This is a genomic window from uncultured Microbacterium sp. (assembly GCF_945952435.1).
Taxonomy (GTDB): Bacteria; Actinomycetota; Actinomycetes; order Actinomycetales; family Microbacteriaceae; genus Microbacterium.
This window is the reverse complement of the sequence record NZ_CAMFHZ010000007.1, coordinates 1-24,584: the sequence shown is the minus strand read 5'-3', so window position 1 is coordinate 24,584 and position 24,584 is coordinate 1. Positions and strand designations below refer to the sequence as shown.

Genomic DNA, 24,584 nt, shown 5'->3' with positions numbered 1-24,584 from the left:
GCGGCCGATCGGGCGGGGGCCGAGCCTCAGGGCCGCGAGAGCTCCTCCAGCACCTCGACGACGTGACGATAGGGGCGGCCGGTCGCGCGACTCAGGCCGAGCTCGCACGTGCGGTTCGCCGAGACGTACGCGTCGAAGCCGCCCCGCGCCCGGTCCGCCGCCGCGAGCTCGGCCGCCTCGACCGCGGTCGCGCTCGCGGTGAGCTCCGGGTGCAGCATGCCGCGGTCGCCCGCGAAGGCGCAGCACCCCCAGCCGTCCGGGACGAAGACCTCCTCGGCAACCGCTTCCGCAAGCGTCCGCAGCGCCCCGTTCGCGCCGAGCTGCGTCGTGGAACAGGTCGGATGGACGGCGATCGAGCGGATCCGCTCGCGCACGGTGAGCGCGGGGAGCACCTCGCGGGCGAGGTACGTCGTGGCGTCCTCGATGACGAGACCCGCGTACTCGGGATGCTCGGCGACCGCCTTCTGGAGCATGACGTGCAGCCCCTCCGTGCAGGACGCGGCGTCGCAGACGACCGGCAGGGCTCCCTCCCGACTCGCCTCCCAGAGTGCGGGGAGCACGCGCCTGGTCATCGTGCCGTATCCGTCGAGCTGTCCCTTCGACTTCCAGGGCGTGCCGCAGCACAGGGACCCCGCCTCGGACGGCACGGCGTAGGCGATCCCCGCCCGCTCCAGGAGCACGCGCAACGCCTCGCGGGATCCTTCGCCGTGACCGCCCTCCGGATCCTGCTCGGCCCCGAACATCGTCCCGATGCAGGCGCCGAACAGCACCACGCGCGCGTCGACCGGATCCGCGGGACGCAGCGCCCGCGATCCGCCCCTCGGCAGCCCCGCGTCGTAGCGCGGCACGACGTCGTCGCCGAGCACGGCGCGCGCGGCGATCGTCGCACCCGTCACGAGCGGAGCAGGAAGCGCCTTCGCGATGCTCAGTGCGGCGCCCCCGACGCGCGTGATGGTCCCCCAGCCCTTCGCCGCGACGTTCCACAGACCCTCTTCGACCCGCCCCGCCTCCTCCGCGCGCAGCCGGCGCACGAGGTCGCCCGTGTTGATGTCGACGGGACAGGCCACCCCGCACATGCCGTCCACGGCGCAGGTCTGCACCGCGTCGTAGTCGTAGTCCTGCGCGAGCGCCGCGACGAGCGCCTCGTCCCCCCGCTCCCGAGCGGCCGTCATGTCGCGACGCAGCACGATGCGCTGACGGGGCGTGAGGGTGACGTCCTTGCTCGGGCAGGTGGGTTCGCAGTATCCGCATTCGACGCAGCGGTCGACCTCGTCCTCGACCGTCGCGACGAGCTTGAGATCGGCGAGATACGACGTCGGGTCGTCGGAGAGCACGACGCCCGGGTTGAGGATCCCGTCGGGGTCGATCAGCCTCTTGATCTCCCACATCATCCCGGTGAGCAGATCCCCGTACTGCCGCCGGACGAACGGCGCCATGATCCGTCCCGTCCCGTGTTCGGCCTTGAGCGTGCCGCCGTGCGAGAGGACCAGCGCGACGAGGTCCTCCGTGAACGCCTCGTAGCGACGCAGCGCCTGCGGGTCGTCGAAGCGCTCGTTGACGAGGAAGTGCACGTTGCCGTCCTTCGCATGGCCGAAGATCACGGACCCCTCGTACCCGTGCCGATCGAACAGGGCGGTGAGGCCGTCGCACACGTCGAGCAGCCGGTCGACCGGGACCGCGATGTCCTCGAGCAGCGCGGTCGTGCCCGACGGCCTCGCACCGGCGACGGCGGTGTAGAGGCCCTTGCGCACGGTCCACAGCGCCGCACGCTCCGAGGGGTCCTCCGTCATCGCGGCGGGTCCGGTCAGCGGGAGCCCCGCGAAGTGCGCGAGCGCGACGCCCGTCTCCGCCGCGAGCGTCGCCGCATCACCGGCGTGCACCTCGACGAGGAGCGCGGCGTGGCCTCGGACGTCGATGTCGGCGATCGCCGCTGGGACGGTGCTGAGGCCCTGCGCCACGCGCAGCGACGCCGCGTCCATGAGCTCGATCGTGGCGAGGCCGAGCCCGGTGAGCCCCGGCAGCGCCGCCATCGCGTCGGAGAGCGTGTCGAACACGAGCAGTCCGGTCGAGATCGCCGGCTGGATCGGGATCGTGCGGAACCGCGCCTCGGCGACGAACGCGAGCGTGCCCTCGGATCCGATCACGAGGTGCTCGAGGATCCGGACGGGATCGTCGAAGTCGAGAAGCGCGTTGAGCCCGTAGCCCATCGTGTTCTTGCGGGAGAACTGGCGCGCGACCTCGGCCGCCGCCTCCGGGTCGTCGCGCAGGCGGTCGCGCAGGGCGAGAAGCCCCTCGGCGATCCGCGGGTCGGTGCGCCGCAAGCGCTCGTCGGCGTCGTCCGCGGCGGTGTCCAGGACCGTGCCGCTCGGCAGCACGAGCAGCATCGACTCGATCGTGCGATAGGAGTTCTCCACGATTCCGCAGGCCATGCCGCTGGAGTTGTCGGCCACGACTCCGCCGATCGTGCAGGCGATCTCGCTCGCCGGATCCGGTCCCAGCTTGCGGCCGAAGCGCGCGAGACGCGTGTTCACCTGGCGCACGGTGGCGCCCGACTGCGCGGCGACCCACGTGCCGTCGGGCGCGGTGCGGATGCCCCGGAACGCGGATCGCGTGTCGACCATGACGTCGCCCGTGACCGACTGCCCGGACAGGCTCGTGCCGCCCGAGCGGAAGGTCAGGCTGCGACCCGCCGCGCGCACCGCGTCGAACACCCGCGCGACCGCTGCGGCGTCCTGCGGCACGAGCACCGCCTCCGGTACGAGCAGGTAGTGCGAGGCGTCGTGCGCTCGCGCGTAGCGGTCGATCGGCCGCGAGGCCGTGCGCACGTCCGGACCGAGCAGCCCTTCGTCGAGGACGACGTTCGGAACCAGGGCGGCGGGCATGCGGTCTCCTCAGCGGATCGGGGTGCTTCCAGTATCGACCGAACTCGGGCGTGCGCTCCGCCCCAGCCCCGTCGCACCCCGCCGCACCACCGGCCACCATCGCGTTTCCCTCCCCGTGCCGTCTTTCCCTCCCCTGAACCACGCCACCACGCGGAGGGAAAGACGGCGCACGGAGGGAGAGGCGGCGCGCGGAGGGAAAGATGGAAAGGGCGATTCGCGGAGCGCGGCACCACCGGGCAGAGCGGCGTCAAAGGGCGGCGTCAAAGCGCAGCGTCAGATCACGGAATCCGGATCCGCGGCGCGGAAGACCCCGCCCACGAGCACCGGCACCGTCTCGGAGACGTCGATCTGCGCGGCGAGCGCCACGTCGGCGCCCTGGCCCAGACCCCGCAGCTCGGCACCGCTCGTCGACGCGGTGAACAGGTGTCCGACCGCGCGGGCGAGTCCCGTGTACGACGCGCAGGCGGCCGCCGCCTCGGGCGAACAGGCGTCGATCCCGCGCGCGCCGAGCGCGTCGATCACCGCGCCCGCGGTCAGCAGGTCCTCGACGCTGAAGCGGACGCTTCCGTCGGATCGCACCTCACCGCCCGCGACCACGGCGACGTTCGCCCGACGGCCGAGCGCATGCTGGTGCTCGAGGATCCACCGGGCCACGGCGGAGCGGTTGCGCAGCGACGCCGCGATCACGGGCACGCCGAACTCCGCCGCCGCCGCGGACAGCCGCGAGCCGTTGAACGACGGCACCACCGCGCGCGTGGCGCCGAAGGCCTCGACGTGGGCAGCGGTCAGGCTCGACGGCGACAGGGTCACACCCTCCCCGCCGCGCGGACCGGCCAGGCGGGCGGATCCGAACCCGCCGTGTCCCGCCCGCTCTTCCGCCTCGCTGCGCAGTCCCGCGAACGGCTGCACCTCCAGCCCTTCGGAGACGGCTCGCTCCACGGTCGTCGTGAACGAGATCGCATCGATCACCACGATGACCCCGGCGGTCGGCGCGATCGCGCGCAGTCCCTCCCGCGCCCAGTCGAAGCGCACCTCGTAGTCCTGCTGCAGCGGTCGATCCGGGCTCATCGGGGTCCTCGCGGTGCTCATCACCCGGGAATGCTACCGGCGAGGATCCCCGCGGGATCCCGGATACCCTGGATCCCGCGATCCGCAGACCACCGCACCCGAGGAGGGCGATGTTCGACAGTCCGCTCTCCGCGTCGGCGTACGAGGTGCTCGGCGTCGCGGCCGACGCCCCCGACGAGGATCTGCGTCGCGCGTACCGTCTGCGGCTGCGTGCCACCCACCCCGACACCGGCGGCGAAGCAGCCGTGTTCATCCAGGTGCAGCGCGCGTGGGAGCTCGTCGGCGCCCCGGATCGGCGTGCCGCGTACGATCGCGGACACGGCTTCGCCGACGACGCCGTGTCGGCGGACGCCTGGCACGCCCCGGACGTGCGGGCCGACACCCGTCCGCGGGCCAAGTCGTACGGCGAGGCGGGTGCGCAGCGACGCCGCCTGTTCGTCGCCGAGGTCACCAAGTGGGCGGGCACCGAGGTCGCGGATCCGTACGCTCCCGCGTTCGTGCGCACCGTGCCGCGGGCCCTGCGACGGCTCCTCGCCGACGCCCTCGCCGGGGAGCGCACGGCCCGCACGATCGCCGACCTCGGCATGGGGTTCACGGCCTGGCACGACGTCGCGACGTCCTCCGCCGCGTCGGGGAGCGGATCCGAGGCGACCGACAAGCTGGATCACATCGTGCTCGGCCCGAGCGGGTTGTACGGCCTGACCTCGGCGGATCTCGGCGGGATCGCCCGATTCCGCGGCGGCGAGATCATCGGCCCCGATCCGGATGCGCCCGCCCCGATCACGGCGCTCCTCGGCCGGATCCGCACGGTCGCCCGCGCGGCGGGCGTCCGCTTCACGGGCGGGATCCTGGTGCTGCCGGACGAGGATCTGTACCCGGCGACGTCGCCGCTCGGCACGATCCGCGGGACGCCGGTGGTCGTGGTGCGCCAGAGCGCGCTGCGTCCGCTGCTGCGCGAGGGATTCCCCGGCGCGCGCACGATCGGCGGCACCGAGGTGTTCGACCTGCGCACCCGGATCCGCCATGCGGTCCGCTTCGCCTGAGGGCGCCGGATCCGGCAGGCCCAGCGGCAGGGCGGGACACCCGCGAGCGCTCGTGCCGCGGCCTGCCGCGCACGCCCGCACACGCTCCGCCGGAAGCGACGGATCCGCCGCTCAGACGTCGCGCCAGGCGATCGAGACCGTCTCCCACTCGCGGACGGGCGTCGCGGTCGTCGCCGCGCACGTGCTGAACAGCGGCTCGGACCAGGTCGCGCGCAGGCGCACCCGCACGCTCCCTCGGCGGGACGGTTCCGCCGAGAGCGTCACGATCCGGTCCTCGCCCTCACCCGTCTCCGCGATCGGCGCATAGGCGGCGATCCGGGTCTCGCCGGTCTCCGCGCGCACGGCGGCCTGCGCGGCCTGCACGGTGTGGGCGAAGCAGGTCCTTCCGCGCAGGAGGGCAGGATCCACGAGCCGCTCTTCCGCACGCTCGACGAGATCGAGGGCCGCCGCGGCGGGCACGCGCCCGTACAGCAGCCCGCCGGGCAGTACGAGCATCGTCGCGGCGAACCGGTCTCCGCCGAGATGCGAGCTCTCCCAGATCCGGTCGGGGACGGCCGCCGCGAGCGCGGCGGCGACCGGACGTCCCCGCACGGCACAGCACTGGTCGTGGCGGGCATGGGTGCACACGAGCGCGAGCGGTCCGTCGATCGGCTCGCCGGCCGATCCGTCCAGGGCCACGTCAAGCAGTTCCGCCGGATCCGCGACCACTCCCCCGCGGATCTCCTCCCGCCCCGGCCGGACATCGGCGAGCATCCACTGCACGCGACTCTGCCGACGGCGTTCGTCGGCACGGCGGCCGAAACGACGGATCGCGACCGGACGGATCCCCGCGTGCTCGGCGCGACGCACGAGGGCGCGCCCGATGCCCGGGTCCAGCCCGGAGTCGAGGAACGCGTGCCTCCCCCAGCCGCCGTCGATCTCCACGAGCAGCCAGCGGTCGCCGAGTCCGGCCGTCCCCGCGAGCGGATCCTCGCGGAGGACGGAGAGGTCGCTGCAGCGCGCCCAGTCGGCACGACGAGGCGTCACGCGGCGCTCCGCTTGCGGCACGGTCACCGCCCGATCGGGACGATCACGCCCTCGCGCAGCAGCCGGCGCGCGACGACGAGCGAGGAGGCCGGGTCGAGAGCCGGGAGGGCACCGGCGGCCAGACCGGCCCCCGGACGATGTCCCGTGTCCTGCAGCGCGTGCACCGCCGTGGACGCCTCGACCGGGAGGGACACCGTCGCATGCGGGAGCAGGATCCGCACGAGGTCCGGATCGTCGACCACCCGCGCGCGCAGGCCGTCCCGCCAGCGGACCGCCGTCGACGGGTCGAGGTCGGCGAGCAGGTCGACGGTCGCGAGGGGGCGCACGGGCGCGGGCCGCACCGACGGCACGAACCCGCGCTGCAAGTCGTCCGCCACCGCCCGGTCGTCGACGGCGCCCATCGCGCGCGCCGCGGCGGCGCGGGTCGCGTCGATCACATCGGCGAGGGCGGCCGGGTCCGTGTAGTCCACGCCGAGCGGCAGCGAGCGGCGCAGTTCGACGTCTCCCGCGGCGAGCGCGAGGAGGCGGCGGAGCACGTCGTCGCGGGTCGTCGCGCGCACGCCGATCGTGAGATGGATCGAGGTGCCGCCCTGCGCCACGGCGGAGTGGATCCACCCGCGCGGCAGATAGAGCACGTCGCCCGGGCGGAACACCGCGTCGATGTACGGCTCTCCCCCCGCGCGTTCGCCGACGGCCTCGCGATGGTCGCTCCACGGCTGGTCGGCGAGCGGATCCTCGTGCACCGGCTCATGGATCCGCCAGCGCTTCTCCCCCGCGATCTGGATCACGAACACGTCGTGCGTGTCGTAGTGCGGGTCGAACCCGCGCGAGGACGCGGGGGTGATGTAGGCGTTGACCTGGGCGGGATGGCCGAGGTCCGCGACGAGGGCGCGTGTGAAACGGGCGATCGGCTCCCAGGTGCGGTGCAGGCCCTGCAGCACGAGCGAGGTTCCTGCGGCGAACTCGGCGAGGACCTTCGCCGAGTCGAGCTGGTCGCCGATCTCGGCGCCGAAGCCTCCGGACGAGGTGAACCGGGACGCCGGCAGGACGGAGCCCTCGCGGGCCATCCGCACGAAGGGCGTGCGCAGTCCCCGATCGGCGACGAGCTCGTCGACGGCCGCGGAGTCGAAGAGATCGGAGAAGTCGCCCGCACCGCGGGTCAGCAGCGGCCGGGTGCTCCAGTAGTCGGCGGCGAAGGTCTCGACGTCCGTCGCGGCCGACGGCTCGGCGGATCCGGATCCGAGCAGACGCGACAGCGCGGGCCGGGCGTCGCCCGACCCGCGCTGGGCGTCTGCCGACGTGGGGCTCAAGCCGAGCCGTCCGCGCCGCCGTCGTGTCCGTTCGGGTTCGCGCCGCCGTCCGCGGGACCCTCGCCCGCGGAACCGTCCGCGCCCCCGTCGTGCCCGTTCGGGTTCGCGCCGCCGTCGGCCGGGCCCTCGCCCGCCGAGCCGTCCGCGCCCCCGTCGTGTCCGTTCGGGTTCGCGCCGCCGTCCGCGGGACCCTCGCCGGCACCAGGGCCGGTCGTCGTGATGTCGTCGTCGCTGATACCCATGAAGAACCTCCGCTGGTGGGATGAGTGTTGATCCCGACCCTACGGCGCGGAGGCCGCGGAGGGAATGGGGGTTGACAACACCGCCAGGACCGTCCGCTCAGCGTCCCGCGCCGAGGTGGACGAGCGTGATCCGGATCCGCGCGGCGGTGTCGCCGAGCTCGCCCCGGATCGCGCGACGTGCGGCGCGCGCGACCTGCGCCGCGGGCAGCGTGCCGTCGGTGCCGACGCAGGCCTCGATCTCGGTGATCTCTCCGACGCGCACGGACACGAGGGAGGTATCGGCGCCGACCATCCTGGCACCGGCGCCGACCGCCTCGGCGAACGCGGAGGTCCGATAGATCTCACCGATGCCGGGCAGCAGGGCAAGGGCGCGCTCGATGCGTGCCGCGAGGGAATCGCTCATCGCCGCGTCCCTCCCTCCGCGTGCCCGTGGCGCACGTCGTGCACGACGAGGTCGATCCCGTCCACGACCAGCTCGGTGTGCTGCGCGAGCCGTCGGGCGATCTCCTGGCGCAGCTCGTCCAGCAGATCCGGGATCCTCGTGCCGTAGGGAACGCTGACCTCGACGGTCACGCGTACCGGCGCGCCGATCTCGCCCACCTCGCCGTCCAACCGGCACCGCCCCACGAGGACGCCGGGCACCGCGCTCTCCGCCCCGCGGATGAGCCCGCGGACCGAGCCCTCGGTCATCCCGAGGTCGTCGGTGAGATCGTCGTCCTCCGCGGCGTCGAGCCCGGCGACCGCGGGATCCCCCGCGTCGGTCGACTCCGCACGGGTGCCGACGACCTCGTCCGCCTCGTCGTCGAGCGCGATCGGGATCCTCCGCCCGGCGCGGGCGTCGCGGGCGATCCCCGCCATGATCCGCATGACCCAGTCGTCGTCGACGGCAGGTTCGTCCGCGGTGTCCTGTGCGAGCAGGGCAGGGCCGAGACCCTGCAGGCGCTCCAGCGCCTCCAGGGCGATCCGGCATCCGGCGGACTGCTCGATCGAGGGGTCGACGGGATCCCGACCGGAGTCGAGGTAGTCCACGAGCTCGTCGATCGTGTGCCCGTCCAGATCCTCGGGCTCGAAGCGCGCCTGGATCGGGCCGGCGCGGCCCTCGTCGTCGCTCATCGCCACTCCTCCATCCCTGCGATGATCTGCTTCCGCGCGCGGACCAGGAGCCCTCGCACGGTGCTAACCGGAAGCCGCATCTCCTCGGCGATCTCGTCGTAGGAGCCGCCTCCCACCTCGCGGAGCACCCACGCCTCGCGCTGGGCGTCCGGCAGTCGCGACAGCGCGGCACGGAGGGCGTCCAGCTCCGCACGCCGCTCGGCCCGGTGATCGGGTGCGTGCCCGGCGGGGAGGGGAATCTCCCATTTCTCGACCGCGTCGAGCGAGACCTGCGGCCTCCGTGCGCGCATCTCGTCCACGGCCCGTCGACTCACGATCCGCATGAGCCAACTGCGCACCGCCCCGGGATCCTGCAGCCCCGGCAGCCGGCGCCAGGCCGTCACCCACGTCTCCTGAACGATGTCGTCGAGTCCCGCATCCCCGCTGATCACGCGCCGCGTGTAGGCCCGCAGCAGCGGCGTGTACCGGCGCACGAGCACCCCGAACGCCTCGACGTCGCCGTCCGCGGCGCGCCCCGCGACGGTGCGGTCGTCCGCATCGTCCAGCGCCGTTCCCAGACCCACCTCCGCCATGGCGGATCGCCCTCCCCTGAAGTCATCGGGCGGGCGCCGGATGCGGCGCCCGCCCGATCCTGCTCACTTGTCCTTGTCGAACAGCTTCTTGACGTTCTCGGCCGCGTCCTCGACCGCGTCCTTGACCTTCTCGGCCGCGTCCTTGATGTGGCCCTTGGCCTGGTCCGCGCGACCCTCGGCCGCGAGGCGGTCGTTGCCGGTCACGTCGCCCGCGGTCTCCTTGACCTTGCCGGTGAACTTGTCGCCGGCGGCGTCGGCCTTCTCCTCGAATCCCATCTGCTTTCCTTTCTGTCGTCCGCGCCCGTCGCACGGAGGTCTTGTGTCGGTTCTGGCCGTCTCAGCGGCCGGACGTGGCCCGCGCGATCGACTTCTCGACCTTCTTCGCGAGCTTCTTGCGTCCCTTGCGCGCATCGGGGCTCGTCCAGAGCCGTTCGATCTGATGGCGCAGATCCTCGTAGTTCTTGTCCCGCGACTTGCCGGACTCGACGCCGACGAGATAGGCCGCGACGACGATCACGGCAAGGATCACGATGTTCTTCTTCATGTCTTCCTCCTGTTGTCGAACTCCGGTACGGCCGAGGGCGCCTCGGCGCGGATCAGCGCACCCTCGTCGCGGAACGCAGCCGGTCCCAGCCGCGTCGGTCCGCCAGATGCACCACGATCGGTCTGCGCTCCCCGGCCAGTGCCGCCCAGTCCTCGCAGGCCCGCTGAGCCTGCTCGAGCAGGATCCGCAGCGGCGCTCCGCTGCGCGGCACGACGTGCATCCGCAGCGTCGCCTCGTGGCGGACGTCGCGTCCTCGCACGGTCGCCGACAGGACGTCCGCCCGATCGGCGAGATCGCCGGCGAGGACGGCCTGGGCGACGCCCTCGTCGGCCGTCGTGGCGCCCTGCGGCTCCCGCACCCGCAGAACCGTCCTGAGACGGCCCTGACGTCGCGTCGACAGGAACCAGATCAGCAGGAGGGCCAGCACGAGCGCGGCGACCGCGCCCGCGACGACTGGGCCCTCGATCCGTCCCGTTCCCGCGACGTCGATCGCCCACGGTGCGAAGAAGGCGGTGACGGCGCGGACCGCGTCCGTCACGACGGCGACGACGGGCGTCGCGATCGTGGACGGCAGCAGCGGCAGCGCGATCAGGACGGCTCCGGCGAGCGCCACCAGCCCGCTGAGCAGCAGTACGAGCCTGTTCGTGGTCCTCATCCCACACTCCCTCGTTCGGAGACCGACACCACGGCCGACAGCTCCACGCGGAGGGCGCGCGCCGCGGTCTCCGCCGCGTCCGCCGCGGCTTCCCGATCCAGCGCCACTCCGCTCACGGGGCGCAGATGCACCCGTGCGCGACGGCGGCCGAGCACCACGGAGACGTGCTCCGGCGGCAGTGCGCAGCGGGAGGAGACCGCCCCGGCGAGGGCGTCCGCGACGATCCCGTCGTCCATGACCACCGCGAAGCCCTGCCTCAGCTGGCCTCGGCGCGCGCGGCGCCCGGGGACGACGGCGAGCAGGAGCAGCCCGAGGCCCACGAGGGCCAGCACGACCGCGAGTGCGATCCGCGCTGCGGGCTGATCGAGCACCGGGATCGTCCGATCTGCGATCCCTCCGATCGCCGACGCGAGGCCCGCGTCGAACCGCGCCCAGACGGCGAGGACCACGGCACCGACCACAACGATCAGCACGATCGTCGCGACGAGCACCGCGGGCGCCGTGCGCGATGCGACCAGCTCGTGCCGCAGCATCGTGCGCTCCGCCCTCGGTGCCGCGTCGGCGGGTGCGATGTCGCTCATCGGACCGTCCTCCTCTCCTTCTCCTTCGGGGCGGTGAACCGGACGTCGACGCGCGACAGCCGTCGCCCCGCCAGCCGGTCCATGCCGCCGATGACCGCCTCTCGGACGTCCTCCCCCCGCTCGGCGAGGGTCCGGGCGCCGTGCTCACGGTCCAGAGGGAGGACGACGTCGGCGCGCAACGCGCCGCGGTCGTCCTCCAGATGGACGCTGACCGAGCCCGCGGGAACGTGCCCCGCGCTCGCGACCAGCGTCTCCGACACCCGGCGCAGCGCGCGGGCGGCGATCGTCGTGCGGCCCTGCTCGACGCGCTCGGGCGCCGGAGTGCCGCCGCTCACGACGACCTGCGCCGTCCGCGGAACACCTCGCCGAGGGCGCGGAGATCCAGCCGTCCGTCGAGCACACGACCCACGCCGACGCCGACCAGCATGGCCAGCGCCACGAAGACGCACGCCCAGAAGCCGAACGTCAGCCAGGTCAAAGCGAGCACCGCACCTGCGGCGGCGCCGACGAGGGAGGTGTTCATCGGACCCGCGCCTCCTGCGTCTCGGCGGCCGAGTCGTCATCGGACGGGATGTGGACGTCGTTGATCGTGACGTTGACCTCCGTCACCTCCATGCCGACCAGCTCCTCCATCGCCCGGTAGACGGCCGTGCGCACGGCCGACGCGAGGTCCTGCAGCGCGACGGGGTACTCCGCGACGATCGTGACGTCGACGGCCACCTGGCGCTCCCCCACCTCGACCGAGATGCCCTGGGCGAGGTCCGTCGAGTTCAGGGCGTCGCGGATCGCGCCGACGACGCGTGCGGCGCCACCGCCCAGTGCGTGGACTCCGGGGACCTCGCGCGCCGCGATGCCGGCGATCTTGGCGACGACGCCGTCCTCGATCGTCGTCTTGCCCTTCGCGTCGGTCGCCGCCACGGTCCGGTTCGTGTTCGTGGTGTCGTTCGCCATCTCAACATTCCTCTCTTCGACTCCGCATCCGCTGCGGTTCACCGGTGCGGTGATACAGATAAGTCGGATACCGGATCCGATTCGTCACACATTCGCCGAGATTTTTTTCCCTGGGCGTCCCCGGCATCCGTCACGCGCATCTCACCCGCCGAGCGGGATCGCGATCGCGCCGGGACCGAACACGGCGACCACCGCCGCCAGGACGAGCAGTAGGACGTCGTACTCGGGGCCGCCCTTCTGCGCCCAGTACGTGCTGTGCCACCGGAACACGTGCAGGCCGGTGGTGACGAGCATGAGCAGGATCACTCCGATCGCGGCCCAGCGGGCGAGGATCCCCGAGGCGAGCGAGAGCGCTGCGGCCAGCTCGGCGATCGTCACGAACCACGCCAGAGGAAGCGGCACCGCGTCGTTCTTCGCGAAGGCGGCGACGTCCTTGAGCTTGATCGCCGCCTCGCGGACGAACGCGACGACGAGCGCCGCACGCACGAGCAGCAGCACGATCGCGACGAGCACCGGCGTCGCGCCGGAGGTGATGGCGTCCATCCGCTGTCCCCCTCCCTGACCTCTTTCGCGAGGCTATGCGGACGGGAGCGCCGAGGAGGAGGGGTTGCAGAAGACCGCCGGCTGGGCTATCGCACGGCGGGAGGGGGATGCGCGATCTGCCTGGCTCAGCCGTGCACGCCGGGGCGCGGGCACATCGCCTCGCCGAGCCGCGCTGCACGCGCGCGCAGGCTCCGCGCACTACGGGACGGGCCGCTGATCGCATCAGTAGCGGGGCTGATCGCGGAGTAGCGGGCGCGCCGCCGCCCGGAACGGTCAGCCGGCGAGCGCCGCGGCGAGCTCCTCGGCCGTCGGCGGCATGGCCCCCGCGCGGGCGACGGTGAGGCTCGACGTCGTGGCGGCGACCCGTCCGACCGCGTCGAGGGCGTCCGCGTCGAGGCCCTCCCCTCCGGTCAGGGCGTCCGCATGCGGGAGCAGCGCCGCGATGAGGCCGGACATGTACGCGTCCCCCGCGCCGATCGTGTCCACGGCCGCGGTGCGACGCGCCGGCACCCTCCGCTCCCCGCCCGCCGTGTGCACCACGCTGCCCTCCGCGCCGTGCGTGACCGCGACGAGCCGCGCCCCCTGCGCGAGCAGCCGTGCGGGGGCCGAGGACGGATCCTCGGGATACAGCCACGCCGCGTCCTCGTCGCTGAGCTTGACCACCTGCGCGCGGGCGGCGTAGCGCTCGACCAGCGCGCGCGTCTCCACGACCGAGGGCAGGAGCGCCGGCCGCACGTTCGGATCGAAGGTCACCAGCACGTCGGAGGGAAGGCCCTCGACGAGCGCGAGGACGCCGACCGCCCCCGGCGCGCGCAGCGAACCGATCGAGCCGATGTGCACGACGTCGGCGCGGTCGGTCGGCGGCGGTTGCGGGAAGGTCCAGTCGATGTCGAAGACGTACTCCGCGGATCCGTCGGGCTGGATCCGTGCGAGCGCCGTCGCCGTGCGGTGGGCGCCTGCCGCGGTCCGCGCGACCTCGACGCCCGCCCCGGCCAGGTGCGCGGCGATCGCGGCGCCGTCGGCGTCGTCGCCGAACTCGGTCGCGAAGGTCGTCGGGATGCCGAGACGGGCGAGCCCGAAGGCGACGTTGAGCGGACTCCCCCCGACGTGGCGCACCGGGGCGCTTCCGTCGCCGCGGTCGACGACGTCGATGAGGGCCTCGCCGATCACGAGGACACGGGTGTTCGTCATGCGGGCACGGCCTCCAGCCAGGTCAGGGTCGATCCTCCCCCGACGACGAGCGGGGCGAGGGCGTCGTTGAACTCCGCGCAGTACGACGATCCCACATGCGCCCGGAAGGCCGCATCGTCGGCGTAGGCCTCGTAGATGAAGAAGCGGTTCGGGTCGTCGCGCAGACGATGCGCGTCGAAGCGCACGGTGCCCGGCTCCGCGAGGACCTTCGCGCGATACCCGGCGACGAGCGATGCGACGGCATCGCCCGCGCCGGGGAACGCCCGGAACTCGGCGTAGAGGTGCTTCTCCTCGGCCACGGGATCCGGCCTCACAGGGTCTGCGCGCCGGTCATGATGGCCACGGCCTCGCTCATGGTGTGCGACTGCGGCGTGATGGTGCCCGCGCGCTTGCCGAGGCGCTGGATGTGGATCCGGTCCGCGACCTCGAACACGTGCGGCATGTTGTGGCTGATCAGGATCACGGGCACGCCCGTGTCGCGGAGGCGCTTGATGAGCTCCAGCACCTGGTTGCCCTCGCGCACACCGAGCGCGGCCGTCGGCTCGTCGAGGACGACGACCTTGGATCCGAACGCCGCCGCCCGCGCCACGGCCACCGCCTGCCGCTGACCGCCCGACAGGTTCTCGATCGGCACGGTCACGTCCTGCAGGGTCGAGATCCCCAGGCGGGTCAGCTCGTCGCGGGCGTTCTTGCGCATGGTCTTGGTGTCGAGCATGCGCAGCACCGATCCGAGGGGTCCCGGGCGGCGCAGCTCGCGGCCCAGGTACATGTTGCTCGCCACGTCGAGCGCGGGCGAGACGGCGAGCGACTGGTAGACCGTCTCGATCCCGGCGTCGCGGGCGTCCTGGGGCCGGCGGAAGTGCACCGGCTGCCCGTCCAGCAGCAGCTCCCCGCCGTCCGGGATCTCCGCGCCCGTGAGGCACTTGATGAGGGTGGTCTTGCCCGCGCCGTTGTCGCCGATGATGGCGAGCACCTCCCCGGCGTAGAGGTCGAGGCTGACACCGTCGAGGCCGATGACGTGACCGTAGGTCTTGACGAGCCGCTTCGCCGACAGGACGGGCGTGCGGGTCTCGGTTGCTGAGGCGTTCACTTGCGCACCTTCCGAATCCACTGGTCGATGGAGACCGCGACGATGACGAGGATGCCGACGGCGAGGGTCTGGTAGAGCACGTCCAGCCCGGCGAGGGCGAGGCCGTTGCGGAACACGCCGACGATGAGCGCACCGAGCAGGGTGCCCCACACGTTGCCGCGTCCGCCGAAGAGGCTGATGCCACCGATCACGACGGCGGTGATCGCGTTGAGGTTGGCGTCGACGGCCGCGTTCGGGCTGGAACCGAAGTCGCGCCCGATCTGGATCCACGCGGCCACGGCGACGATCGCGCCGGCGACGAGGTAGACGCTCAGCAGCACGCGGTTCACCCGGATGCCGCTCAGGCGCGCGGCCTCCTTATCGTCGCCCACCGCGTAGACGTGGCGCCCCCAGGCCGTGCGCCCCAGCGCGAAGGCGATCACCACGTAGAGCACCAGCATGAGCAGCACCCCGAACGTGACGTCGACGCCGATGTGGAACGTGCTGCCCGTCCACGTGATGATGTCGGGCAGCTTGTTGCCCTGCACGGTCGCACCGTTCGAGAGCAGGAGCGTGAGGGCCGTGAAGATGCTCAGCGTCCCCAGCGTCACGATGAACGGCGGCAGGTTCAGCCGGGTGACGAGCATGCCGTTGATGAGGCCCGTCACGAGACCCGTCACGAGACCGATGAGCAGGGCGAGGATCCCGGGGACGCCCATGCCGGCGGCGGCGTTGCCGATCACAACCGAGCTGAGCACCATCGCGGCGCCGACCGAGAGGTCGATGCCGGCGGTCAGGATCACGAGCGTCTCCGCGACGCCGAGGGTGCCGATCACCGCGACCTGCTGGGTGATGAGCGAGAGGTTGTTGGGGGCGAGGAAGCGCGGGTTGATCACGCCGAAGACGACGACGGCGATGACCAGGACGATGGCCGGGCTGATCGCGGGGTAGCGGTAGAGGATCGCCCGCACACGCTGGATCGGCGTCTGGCGGTTGAGGAATTCGTCGGCGAGATGCAGCGCCGACGTGGGCGGATCCGCCGGAGCGGTGGTGGTTTCTGACATCTGGTTCTCCCGGAGTCGGGGGTGCGCCGGCGGCGTCGCCGGCGCACCCGAGGTCACTTGCCCCAGCAGGTGCTGGCGGCGTCGGCGGTCGTGATGCTCTCCAGGCCGCTCACGGCCTGGTCGGTGACGAGCTTCTGGCCGGTGCTGAAGAAGTCGAGGCCGTCGGTGGGCTTGGGCTTCTCGCCGCCGCGGGCGATCTTGGCGATGGCCTCCATGCCGAGCGACGCCATCTTCGACGGGTACTGCTGAGCGGTTGCGCCGATGATGCCGTCCTTGACGTAGCCGACGCCCGTGCAGCCGCCGTCGATCGAGACGATCGTCACGTCCTTCTCCTTGCCGGCCGCCTTCAGCGCCTGGTACGCGCCGTACGCGGCAGGCTCGTTGATCGTGTAGACGACGTTGATGTCCGGGCTCTTCGACAGCAGCGTCTCCATCGCCGAGCGGCCGCCGTCCTCGGCGCCCTGGGTCGCCTGGTGACCGACCACCGTGTAGTCGCCGCCCTTGCCCCCGGTGTAGCTTCCGCTCGCGGCCTCGGATCCGTTCTTGCTCTTGTCGGGGACCGCGATGCCCATGCCCTTGAGGAAGCCCTGGTCGCGGTCGGTGTCGACGGTGACGATCTGGTCGCTGAACAGGTCGAGCATCGCGATCGTGGCCTTCTTGCCGTCCAGTTTCGCGGCGGTCCACTTGCCGATCAGCTCACCGGCCGCGAAGTTGTCTGTCGCGAAGGTGATGTCGACGGAGTCGGCCGGATCCGGCACCGTGTCGAGTGCGATCACGTAGAGGCCCGCCTTGCGCGCCTTCGCGATCTCGTTGTTGACGGCCGTGCCGTTGGGTGTGATCAGGATGCCCTTGTCGCCGCGGGAGATCGCGTTCTCGATCGCCTGGATCTGGCTGTCCGTGTCGCCGTCCTTCTTCCCTGCGGCGAGGGTGAGCTTCACGTTGGCCTTCTTCGCGTCGGCCTTGGCCGCGTCCTCCATCGAGACGAAGTAGGGGTTGGTCGTGGTCTTGACGATCAGCGTGACGCCGACCTCGTCGTTCGGACCGACGGTGGATCCGGCGCCCGCGCCGCTCGACGAACAGGCGCTCAGGGAGAGGGCGGCGACGGTGGCGAGAGAGGCCGCGACGGCGAGCTTCGTGCGGCGGGTCATGTGCAGAGGCATCTTTGCTGTCCTTACAGGATCGGGGGTTGCATCATTGGAAACACCCGGGCGGGCCGGCCGCCTGACAACGGTGTCAGGCACAGTTCTACCCCGGGAATCGATAAGGTGCAAGAGCACAGTGAGAAACGAGGCGAGAGTGATGACATCGTTATCGCCGCGTTCCGGCGGACGGGTCACGATCCGGGAGGTTGCGCGCCACGCGGGCGTCGGCACCAAGACCGTGTCGCGTGTCGTCAACGACGAGCCCAACGTCGCGCCGGCGACCGCCGCGCGGGTGCGGGCCTCGATCGCCGAACTGCGCTGGGAGCCGGATGCGCACGCGGCGAACCTGCGCCGCACCACGACCCGCACCCGCTCCCTCGGACTGCTGCTCGGCAGCGTCGCCAACCCGTTCTCCGCCACGATCCACCGCGCCGTCGAGGACGTCGCGATCCATCGGGACGTCGCCGTGTTCGCCTCGAGCCTGGACGACGACCCGGAGCGCGAGCTCGCGGCGATCGAGGCGTTCGTCCGCCGCAAGGTCGACGGGCTGATCCTCACCTCGGTGGCCCAGAGCCAGGCCTACCTCGCCGAGCTGATCCCGCCGAACCTGCCGGTCGTGTTCATCGACCGCGAGCAGTCGGGCTACGACGCGGATCGGGTGCGCTCCGACAACGTCGGCGGCGCGCGCCTGGCGACCCGCCATGTGCTCGGGTTCGGCCACCGACGGATCGCCCTGCTCATCGACCGCCGCGAGATCTGGACCGCGCAGGAGCGCGAGCGCGGATTCCTCGCCGCGCTCGACGAGTTCGGCCTCCCCGCCGAGGCCGCGACGATCGTCGCCGACCTCTCCGACCAGGACGCGGCGGAACGCGCGGTCATGGCCCTGCTCGGGGCGCCGGACGCGCCGACGGCGATCGTGAGCGGGCAGAACCTCATCACGGTCGGCGCCGTGCACGCTCTGCGCAAGCTCGGGCGCCACAACGACGTCGCCCTCATCGGCTTCGACGACATCGAGCTCGCCGACCTGATGGATCCCGGGATCAGCGTCGTCGCGCAGCGTCCGCAGGAGATCGGCCGGCTCGCCGCGGAGCGGGTCTTCGCGTCCCTGGACGCCGGCGCCCGCCTCCCGCACGAGACCACGGTGGTGCCGGTGGACCTCGTCCCGCGCGGTTCCGGCGAGATCCGTCCCGCCTGAGGACCGCCCGATCTCTCAGCCGACCGGGACGATCACGTCCGCGAGCGCGCGACGGGCGCGGATCCGCTCCGCGTTGGGCTCGTCGACCGCGGCGACCCAGGCCCGCGCCGCCTCGGGCGACTTGCCGTACGCGACATGCCGGTCGACGAGCCGCCTGCGCCGCACCGCCTGAGGCACGTCGGCGTACCAGACCTCCGCCACGCTCCGGCGCACGAACGCCCACGGCTCCGTCTCGTCGAGAAGGTAGTTGCCCTCGGTGACGACGAGCGCGGGGCCGGGCGGGATCACCCGGTCCGCCGCGATCGGCTGCTCCAGGGTGCGCTCGAACCCGGGGACGTAGACGGGGTGATCCGTCTCGGCCAGGACGCGGCGCAGGGTCGCCAGGTAGCCCCACCCGTCGAAGGTCTCCACGGCGCCCTTGCGCTCGCGCAGCCCGAGCGCGTCCAGACTCGCGTCGCCCAGGTGGAAGCCGTCCATCGGGAGCCACGCGACGGGGACGCCGCGCTCCCTCAGCGCCGCCAGCACCGCGACGGCGAGGGTGGTCTTGCCTGCGCCGGGCTCTCCCACGATCCCGAGCACGACACGCGCGTCCCGCGCGGCGAGCGCCTGCGCCCGATCGACGAGGCGGGGAGGGAGGAAGGACGGGACGTCGGCGTGGGGTTCTCCGGGCACGGAAGCATTCTCCTCCGTACGCCCGCGTGGCCGCAGGGTCGGGCGGACCAGAGCGAGGACCGCTCAGGCGTCGTCGGCCGGGAACTCGATCGGCAGACCCCGCACGACCACCCAGACGAGGGCCGCGACGACCACGGCCTCGGCCCAGAAGAACGCGGTCATGTCGAGCAGGCACCCGATGGGCGGAGCGCCCGGCGCCGCGTTGCGGAACGCGACGAGGGCGAACAGCGTCGCCGCCATCCAGCCCATGGCCGGCCAGACGAAGCCCCGCCGTCCCCGGGTGATGACGTACGCGGCGATCGCGACGCTCAGCGCCAGCGCCCACATGACGGCGGCCATGAACACGGCGAACGTCCGCGTCCCGAGGGTGCGCTGCATGGTGACCGTGGCCGACGCATCGTCGTCGGCCATGCGGGCCGCGCCGTCGATCGTGAAACCGGCGTCGGACTGGCTGATCGAGAGGGCCGTGGACAGCGGGGTCCCCTCGGACTCCGCACTGACCGCGATGCTCCCCCGGTACGCGTCGAAGGGGTAGGCGGTGGCATCGCCCGCACTCAGCTCCAGCGTCGACGACCGGGGCGCCGGCACGCTCCCCTTCGCGAGCACGATGTCGTCCTCCGAGAGCGCCGGGATGCGCACGACGACGTCGCGACGCAGAGCCCCGTCGTCGGTCAGCGAACGCTCCGGCTCGATCACCCACGTGACCCGCGCCGTGTTCGCCGCCGTGTCGATGCGATCCACCGTCGCCTCGACGTGGATCGCGGCGGAGGAGCGCCCGGGCGATGCCACGACCCGCTCCTCGGTGAACCACCAGGCCAGAGTGCCCAGGACCACGGCGAGCAGGACGAGCGAGACCGCGGCGAGGCTCAGCCGGAGGATCGAGCGCGTGGAGCGGTTCATCGCCTCAGTATCGCGGCGCGACCGCACCGCGTCCGGCACGACCCGCACGTCGACCGGTCCGTCTGCTCCGCTGCGGGCCGCGGGCGGACGCCCTCACAGGGCATCCACGAGGGCCTGGGCGAGGGGGTGCCAGGGTCGCGACGTCGGCCCGGCGAGCACGAGGCGACGCGGCCGAGGCGCGGCGAGCGGGCGCATGACCAGCCCGTCGGGCAGCATGCCGCGCCCCAGCGAGGGGACGATCGCCACGCCCATGCCCTGCTCCACCATGCGGAAGAGCGTGCTCATCTCACGCACCCGATGCGAGAACGCGAACGGGAGGCCCTCGTCCTCGTGCATCCGGCGGACGTGGCGCTCGCACCCGCCGCTCGAGACGATGAGACCGTCCACCTGCAGCTCGGCGAGCGGGATCCCGTCGAGCCCCGCGAGGGGGTGGTCGCGACGGACCACCGCGGCGAACTCGTCGGTCGCGACCAGCTTCCCTCCCGCGGGGTCCGGCGCGGGCTCGACCAGGATCGCGGCGTCCACGACGCCCGCCTCGAGCCATTCCGGCATCTCGTCGTCGTCGCCCTCGTAGATGAGCACCTCGACGTGCGGCAGGCGCGCCGCCCAGAGCGGCAGCAGCTCGGGCAGCAGCCCCTGGCACACGGTCGCGACGGCACCGAGCCGGACGGATCCGGAGACCGATCCGTCCTGCCTCACCGCGCTCTCCAGGGCGGAGACCGACGCGAGCACGGCGTGCGCGTGATCGAGGACGCGGTGGCCGATCGCGGTGAGCGCGAGCACATTGTCGCGTTGGAGGACCTTTCCCCCGAGCTCGCGTTCGAGGCCTGCCACGGCGTGCGACACCGCGGACTGGCTGATCCCCAGCCGCTCTGCCGCGACCGTGAACGATCCGCACTCCGCGACGCTGGTCAGGGCGCGCAGCTGGGCGAGCGTGAGCGCCATCTATCCTCCTCATGCGGTGATGACCGCGATGCATTTGCCTCATGCAAGAGGCGGCTCCGAGACTAGGCCCCATGCAGAGCTCCGGCAAGTCCTCCGCCACCGTCGGCGCGTTCCTCGCCCTGTCGCTCGTCTGGGGTGCGAGCTTCCTTTTCATCAAGGTCGGCCTCGGCGGCCTCTCGCCGGCGCAGGTCGTGCTCGGGCGCATCCTGTTCGGAGCGGCGGCGCTCGCGGTGATCATGCTCGTGACGCGACGCCGCTGGCCGCGCGAGCTGCGCGTGTGGGCACATCTGGCGGTGGTCGGCACGACGTTCTGCGTGATCCCCTTCTCGCTCTTCGCCGGGGCGGAACAGGTCCTCCCCTCCAGTCTCGCCAGCATCTACAACGCCACGACGCCGATTATGACGCTGTTGCTCACCCCCCTCGTGCTCCGCACGGAGCGCCTGGATCGGGCGCGCATCGCGGGACTCGCGATCGGCATCGCGGGCGTCGTCGTGCTGAGCGGACCCTGGCGGCTCATCGGGGACGCCGACCTGAGCACGACGCTGCCCGCCCAGCTCGCCTGCCTCGGCGCGACGCTCAGCTACGGGTTCTCCGGGCTCTACCTGCGCCGCTTCGTCAGCGGGCTGCCCTACGACGCGGTCACCCTCGCCTCCGCGCAGCTCGCGATGGCCGCGCTCGTGAGCCTGCTGCTCGCACCGTTCCTCGCAGGAGGACCCGTGGCGCTGAGCCCGGCCGTCGTGCTGAGCGTCACGGCGCTCGGAGTGCTGGGCACCGGAGTCGCCTACATCTGGTACACCAGGGTGATCCGCGAGTGGGGGCCCGTCCGGGCTTCGACGGTCACCTATCTCACGCCGGTGGTGGGCGTGGTCCTCGGGGTTCTCCTGCTCGGAGAGCACGTGCACTGGTTCGAGCCGGTCGGCGGTGCGATCGTCATCCTGGGCATCCTCACCAGCCAGGGGATGCTGCACCGACGCCTCGCACGGCCGCTTCCTCCCGCGACGCCCGCCGCGAAAGGTCCGGGTGAGCCGGTCGCTCGCTGAGGGATCGGCCCACCCGGATCGCGCTAGCGGGCGACGCTGCGGAATGCCCTCAGGCGCAGGCTGTTGGCGACGACGAACACGCTGGACAGGGCCATCGCCGCGCCGGCGAGCATCGGGTTCAGCATGCCGAGCGCCGCGATCGGGATCGCCGCCACGTTGTACGCGAAGGCCCAGAACAGGTTGCCCTTGATGGTTCCGAGGGTGCGGCGGGAGAGGCGGATCGCGTCGACCGCGGCGCGCAGGTCCCCCCGCACGAGCGTGATGTCGGAGGCCTCGATCGCCACGTCGGCCCCCGTGCCCATCGCCAGCCCGAGGTCGGCCTGTGCGAGCGCGGGCGCGTCGTTCACGCCGTCGCCGACCATCGCGACCACCCGTCCGGAGGCCTGCAGCTCCGCGATCACGGCGACCTTGTCCTGCGGCAGCACGCCTGCGTGCACCTCGTCGATCCCCACCTCGGCGGCGATCCGTCGGGCGACCGCTTCGTTATCACCCGTCAGCAGCACGGGCCGGAGCCCGAGGGCTTCGAGCTCGCCGACCGCCTGGGCGCTCGTCGGCTTGAGCGTGTCCGCGACCACGAGGATGCCCCGCGCGGCGCCGTCCCAGCCCACGGCGACGACCGTCCTCCCTTGGCGCTCGGCCTCGGCCTGTGCCGCGGCGAGCGCCGGGGACGGATGCTGGGACCAGGTCGCGAGGAACGCGGGGCGCCCGACCACGACGGCGTGCCCGTCGACGATGCCCTGCACTCCGAGACCCTCAACGTTGGCGAAGTCCTCCGGCACGGGGAGCGCGCCGACCTCCGCGGCGGCGGCGTGGGCGATCGCCCGCGCGATCGGGTGCTCGGAGGCGTGCTCGAGAGCCCCGGCGAAGCGCAGCAGGTCGCTTCGATCGACCCCGTCCTCCGCGAGCACGTCGACGAGCGTCATGCGTCCGGTGGTGAGCGTGCCGGTCTTGTCCAGGACGATCGTGTCGACCGTCCGCGTCGACTCGAGCGTCTCTGGCCCCTTGATCAGGATCCCCAGCTGCGCTCCCCGCCCCGTGCCGACCAGCAGCGCGGTCGGAGTGGCGAGCCCCAGCGCACAGGGGCAGGCGATCACCAGCACGGCGACGGCGGCGGTGAACGCGGCGGTCGCCCCGAAGCCGGCGATCAGCCAGACGACGAGCGTGACCACGGCGATCACGAGGACGATGGGCACGAACACGCCCGAGATCCGATCGGCGAGGCGCTGCACGGCGGCCTTCCCGGTCTGCGCGTCTTCGACGAGCTTCGCCATCTGGGCCAGCTGCGTGTCGGATCCGATCCGGGTCGCGCGGACGACGAGCCGCCCTCCGGCGTTGACGGTGGCCCCTGCCACGACATCGTCGGCCGCGACCTCGACCGGCACCGACTCGCCGGTGAGCATCGAGGCGTCGATCGCGGAGGACCCCGACACGACGATCCCGTCGGTCGCGATCTTCTCCCCCGGGCGCACGACGAACTCGTCCCCCACCCGGAGCTCCTCGACCGGGATCCGCTGCTCCACGCCGGCACGCAGCACGGCGACGTCCTTCGCACCGAGGGCAAGGAGAGCCCGCAGCGCCGCCCCCGCCTGCCGCTTCGCCCGCTTCTCGACGTAGCGACCGGCGAGGAGGAACGTGGTCACACCCGCGGCGGCCTCGAGGTAGATGTTGCCGGCGCCGTCCGAGCGCGTCAGGGAGAACGCGAACGGATGCACCATGCCGGGCTCCCCTGCCGTGCCGAGGAAGAGCGCGTAGAGCGACCACAGGAAGGCGGCGGAAACCCCGAGCGAGACCAGCGTGTCCATCGTCGCCGCGCCGTGGCGCAGGTTGGTCCACGCCGCGCGATGGAAGGGCCAGGCCCCCCACACGACGACCGGTGCGGCGAGCGCGAGCGACGCCCACTGCCAGTACGTGAACTGGAGAGCGGGGATCATCGCCATCGCGATCACGGGGATCGTCAGTGCGAGGGATCCGATCAGACGCTGACGCAGCGCGGCGAGCTCAGGATCGTCTTGGTGCGCGGGACGATCCGGCACCGGAGCCGTCTCGACGGTCGACGGCAGCGCGGCCGTGTACCCGGTCCGCTCCACCTCGGCGATGAGCAGATCGGGGTCGTAGCCGTCCGGGACGGTCACGCGAGCCTTCTCGGTCGCGTAGTTGACGGTCGCGGTGACGCCGTCGAGCCTGTTGAGCTTGCGCTCGATGCGGTTCGCGCAGGAGGCGCAGGTCATCCCGCCGATCTCCAGCTCGATGCCGGTCGCGGTCATGACGACTCCGCTCTCAGAGCCGGACGGCCGTGTAGCCGGCCTCGTCGACCGCGGCCAGCACGGCGGCGTCGTCGAGGTCGCCCTCGGCGGTGACGACGAGACGGCCGCTCTGCGCACTGACCTGGATGTCCTCGACGCCCGCAATTTCGCCGACCTCCTCGCGCACGGACCTCTCGCAGTGCTCGCACGTCATCCCGGTCACCTGGTACTCGTTGATCGACATCTCTCCGGCCTCCTGTCGGCGCCCGTCCAGGCGCCTCATCGGGTCTGAACAACGATACCCCTCTGGGGTATTCCCTGCCAGTGGGTTCCCGGGCGACGCGATGTGTCGCCCGAGCGACGTCGCTGGTTACGTCACCCCGTGCGTCAGTCCCGCCGCGCGGAGATGCCTGCGGATCGTCGTCGGACTGCAGCCGAGCTCGCGAGCAATAGCAAGTGGCAGCGATGCCAAGTGCCTGCCAACTACCCGTGGAACATGTCAGTTCGGCGTGAAACCCACAGGAACCTACATCAGTTGTGTAGGTTCCCGCTCGAGATGGCGGATAACCCCAGGGATTCCACGCTAGTTGGCG

29 protein-coding genes are annotated in these 24,584 nt (G+C 72.3%); 3 read left to right on the top strand and 26 right to left on the bottom strand.

Features of this window, described 5'->3' with window-relative positions:
- Positions 1 to 26: 26 nt before the first annotated feature.
- Positions 27 to 2,882: an FAD-binding and (Fe-S)-binding domain-containing protein gene (locus Q0P88_RS05180; protein WP_295011796.1), complete on the bottom strand. Its 2,856-nt coding sequence runs from the start codon at positions 2,880 to 2,882 to the stop codon at positions 27 to 29.
- A 273-nt stretch (positions 2,883 to 3,155) separates the two neighbouring features.
- Positions 3,156 to 3,971 carry a 2-phosphosulfolactate phosphatase gene (locus Q0P88_RS05175; RefSeq protein WP_295011794.1) on the bottom strand — a complete coding sequence of 272 codons (816 nt, stop codon included), beginning with the start codon at positions 3,969 to 3,971 and terminating at the stop codon, positions 3,156 to 3,158.
- A gap of 89 nt (positions 3,972 to 4,060) precedes the next feature.
- Between Q0P88_RS05175 and Q0P88_RS05170 the strand changes: the two genes are divergently transcribed.
- Positions 4,061 to 4,993 (top strand): DnaJ domain-containing protein, encoded by a 933-nt coding sequence (locus Q0P88_RS05170; RefSeq protein WP_295011792.1) that lies wholly within the window; start codon positions 4,061 to 4,063, stop codon positions 4,991 to 4,993.
- Between the two features lie 111 nt (positions 4,994 to 5,104).
- On the opposite strand, the gene Q0P88_RS05165 is transcribed toward Q0P88_RS05170, so the two are convergent.
- From Q0P88_RS05165 to Q0P88_RS05075, 19 genes are all read right to left on the bottom strand, one after another.
- Positions 5,105 to 6,046: a sucrase ferredoxin gene (locus tag Q0P88_RS05165; RefSeq protein ID WP_295011791.1), complete on the bottom strand. Its 942-nt coding sequence runs from the start codon at positions 6,044 to 6,046 to the stop codon at positions 5,105 to 5,107.
- On the bottom strand, positions 6,043 to 7,329 hold the full coding sequence (locus Q0P88_RS05160; protein ID WP_295011788.1) for a cupin domain-containing protein: 1,287 nt from the start codon (positions 7,327 to 7,329) through the stop codon (positions 6,043 to 6,045). Before Q0P88_RS05160 ends, Q0P88_RS05165 begins: the two co-directional genes overlap by 4 nt.
- Positions 7,326 to 7,571 (bottom strand): BatC protein, encoded by a 246-nt coding sequence (locus Q0P88_RS05155; RefSeq protein WP_295011786.1) that lies wholly within the window; start codon positions 7,569 to 7,571, stop codon positions 7,326 to 7,328. The genes Q0P88_RS05160 and Q0P88_RS05155 overlap by 4 nt, the downstream gene beginning before the upstream one ends.
- 97 nt (positions 7,572 to 7,668) lie before the next feature.
- Positions 7,669 to 7,974 carry a hypothetical protein gene (locus Q0P88_RS05150; protein ID WP_295011784.1) on the bottom strand — a complete coding sequence of 102 codons (306 nt, stop codon included), beginning with the start codon at positions 7,972 to 7,974 and terminating at the stop codon, positions 7,669 to 7,671.
- Positions 7,971 to 8,684, bottom strand: coding sequence for a hypothetical protein (locus Q0P88_RS05145; RefSeq protein ID WP_295011782.1), 714 nt, complete (start codon positions 8,682 to 8,684; stop codon positions 7,971 to 7,973). Before Q0P88_RS05145 ends, Q0P88_RS05150 begins: the two co-directional genes overlap by 4 nt.
- Complete coding sequence (locus tag Q0P88_RS05140) at positions 8,681 to 9,256, bottom strand: RNA polymerase sigma factor (RefSeq protein ID WP_295011780.1); 576 nt, start codon at positions 9,254 to 9,256, stop codon at positions 8,681 to 8,683. Before Q0P88_RS05140 ends, Q0P88_RS05145 begins: the two co-directional genes overlap by 4 nt.
- A gap of 63 nt (positions 9,257 to 9,319) precedes the next feature.
- The gene (locus Q0P88_RS05135; protein ID WP_295011778.1) at positions 9,320 to 9,532 is read right to left on the bottom strand and encodes a CsbD family protein; all 213 of its coding nucleotides are present in this window, start codon (positions 9,530 to 9,532) and stop codon (positions 9,320 to 9,322) included.
- Between the two features lie 61 nt (positions 9,533 to 9,593).
- On the bottom strand, positions 9,594 to 9,800 hold the full coding sequence (locus Q0P88_RS05130; RefSeq protein ID WP_295011776.1) for a hypothetical protein: 207 nt from the start codon (positions 9,798 to 9,800) through the stop codon (positions 9,594 to 9,596).
- 52 nt (positions 9,801 to 9,852) lie between these two features.
- On the bottom strand, positions 9,853 to 10,455 hold the full coding sequence (locus Q0P88_RS05125) for a hypothetical protein (RefSeq protein ID WP_295011775.1): 603 nt from the start codon (positions 10,453 to 10,455) through the stop codon (positions 9,853 to 9,855).
- The gene (locus tag Q0P88_RS05120; protein WP_295011773.1) at positions 10,452 to 11,036 is read right to left on the bottom strand and encodes a hypothetical protein; all 585 of its coding nucleotides are present in this window, start codon (positions 11,034 to 11,036) and stop codon (positions 10,452 to 10,454) included. The genes Q0P88_RS05125 and Q0P88_RS05120 overlap by 4 nt, the downstream gene beginning before the upstream one ends.
- Positions 11,033 to 11,371 carry a hypothetical protein gene (locus tag Q0P88_RS05115; protein ID WP_295011771.1) on the bottom strand — a complete coding sequence of 113 codons (339 nt, stop codon included), beginning with the start codon at positions 11,369 to 11,371 and terminating at the stop codon, positions 11,033 to 11,035. The genes Q0P88_RS05120 and Q0P88_RS05115 overlap by 4 nt, the downstream gene beginning before the upstream one ends.
- A complete protein-coding gene (locus tag Q0P88_RS05110) occupies positions 11,368 to 11,559 on the bottom strand; it encodes a DUF2273 domain-containing protein (protein WP_295011769.1) in 192 nt (63 codons plus the stop codon). Before Q0P88_RS05110 ends, Q0P88_RS05115 begins: the two co-directional genes overlap by 4 nt.
- Entirely contained in the window at positions 11,556 to 11,987 is a 432-nt protein-coding gene (locus Q0P88_RS05105; protein ID WP_295011767.1) for an Asp23/Gls24 family envelope stress response protein, read from the bottom strand. The genes Q0P88_RS05110 and Q0P88_RS05105 overlap by 4 nt, the downstream gene beginning before the upstream one ends.
- Positions 11,988 to 12,128: 141 nt before the next feature.
- A complete protein-coding gene (locus Q0P88_RS05100; RefSeq protein ID WP_295011765.1) occupies positions 12,129 to 12,530 on the bottom strand; it encodes a DoxX family membrane protein in 402 nt (133 codons plus the stop codon).
- Between the two features lie 273 nt (positions 12,531 to 12,803).
- Positions 12,804 to 13,721 carry a carbohydrate kinase gene (locus tag Q0P88_RS05095; protein WP_295011762.1) on the bottom strand — a complete coding sequence of 306 codons (918 nt, stop codon included), beginning with the start codon at positions 13,719 to 13,721 and terminating at the stop codon, positions 12,804 to 12,806.
- Positions 13,718 to 14,020: a putative quinol monooxygenase gene (locus Q0P88_RS05090; protein WP_295011760.1), complete on the bottom strand. Its 303-nt coding sequence runs from the start codon at positions 14,018 to 14,020 to the stop codon at positions 13,718 to 13,720. The genes Q0P88_RS05095 and Q0P88_RS05090 overlap by 4 nt, the downstream gene beginning before the upstream one ends.
- Before the next feature lie 11 nt (positions 14,021 to 14,031).
- On the bottom strand, positions 14,032 to 14,811 hold the full coding sequence (locus Q0P88_RS05085) for an ATP-binding cassette domain-containing protein (RefSeq protein ID WP_295011758.1): 780 nt from the start codon (positions 14,809 to 14,811) through the stop codon (positions 14,032 to 14,034).
- Entirely contained in the window at positions 14,808 to 15,854 is a 1,047-nt protein-coding gene (locus Q0P88_RS05080) for an ABC transporter permease (RefSeq protein WP_295011755.1), read from the bottom strand. The genes Q0P88_RS05085 and Q0P88_RS05080 overlap by 4 nt, the downstream gene beginning before the upstream one ends.
- Positions 15,855 to 15,907: 53 nt before the next feature.
- Positions 15,908 to 17,002, bottom strand: coding sequence for a substrate-binding domain-containing protein (locus Q0P88_RS05075; RefSeq protein WP_295011753.1), 1,095 nt, complete (start codon positions 17,000 to 17,002; stop codon positions 15,908 to 15,910).
- A 151-nt stretch (positions 17,003 to 17,153) separates the two neighbouring features.
- Between Q0P88_RS05075 and Q0P88_RS05070 the strand changes: the two genes are divergently transcribed.
- Positions 17,154 to 18,191 (top strand): LacI family DNA-binding transcriptional regulator, encoded by a 1,038-nt coding sequence (locus tag Q0P88_RS05070; RefSeq protein ID WP_295011751.1) that lies wholly within the window; start codon positions 17,154 to 17,156, stop codon positions 18,189 to 18,191.
- Between the two features lie 15 nt (positions 18,192 to 18,206).
- Here the strand turns inward: Q0P88_RS05070 and Q0P88_RS05065 are convergent, their stop codons facing one another.
- The 3 genes from Q0P88_RS05065 to Q0P88_RS05055 form a co-directional block, all read right to left on the bottom strand.
- Positions 18,207 to 18,863, bottom strand: coding sequence for a nucleoside/nucleotide kinase family protein (locus Q0P88_RS05065; RefSeq protein WP_295011749.1), 657 nt, complete (start codon positions 18,861 to 18,863; stop codon positions 18,207 to 18,209).
- Positions 18,864 to 18,926: 63 nt separating this feature from the next.
- Positions 18,927 to 19,763 (bottom strand): DUF4436 family protein, encoded by an 837-nt coding sequence (locus Q0P88_RS05060; protein ID WP_295011747.1) that lies wholly within the window; start codon positions 19,761 to 19,763, stop codon positions 18,927 to 18,929.
- Positions 19,764 to 19,856: 93 nt separating this feature from the next.
- The gene (locus Q0P88_RS05055) at positions 19,857 to 20,708 is read right to left on the bottom strand and encodes a LysR family transcriptional regulator (RefSeq protein ID WP_295011745.1); all 852 of its coding nucleotides are present in this window, start codon (positions 20,706 to 20,708) and stop codon (positions 19,857 to 19,859) included.
- Between the two features lie 71 nt (positions 20,709 to 20,779).
- Here Q0P88_RS05055 and Q0P88_RS05050 point away from each other — a divergent pair, with 71 nt between their 5' ends.
- The gene (locus tag Q0P88_RS05050; RefSeq protein WP_295011744.1) at positions 20,780 to 21,748 is read left to right on the top strand and encodes a DMT family transporter; all 969 of its coding nucleotides are present in this window, start codon (positions 20,780 to 20,782) and stop codon (positions 21,746 to 21,748) included.
- Between the two features lie 23 nt (positions 21,749 to 21,771).
- On the opposite strand, the gene Q0P88_RS05045 is transcribed toward Q0P88_RS05050, so the two are convergent.
- Together Q0P88_RS05045 and Q0P88_RS05040 are read right to left on the bottom strand one after the other, a co-directional pair.
- Positions 21,772 to 24,012, bottom strand: a complete 2,241-nt coding sequence (locus tag Q0P88_RS05045; protein WP_295011742.1) for a cation-translocating P-type ATPase — start codon at positions 24,010 to 24,012, stop codon at positions 21,772 to 21,774.
- 13 nt (positions 24,013 to 24,025) lie between these two features.
- On the bottom strand, positions 24,026 to 24,235 hold the full coding sequence (locus Q0P88_RS05040; RefSeq protein WP_295011978.1) for a heavy-metal-associated domain-containing protein: 210 nt from the start codon (positions 24,233 to 24,235) through the stop codon (positions 24,026 to 24,028).
- Positions 24,236 to 24,584 lie beyond the last annotated feature (349 nt).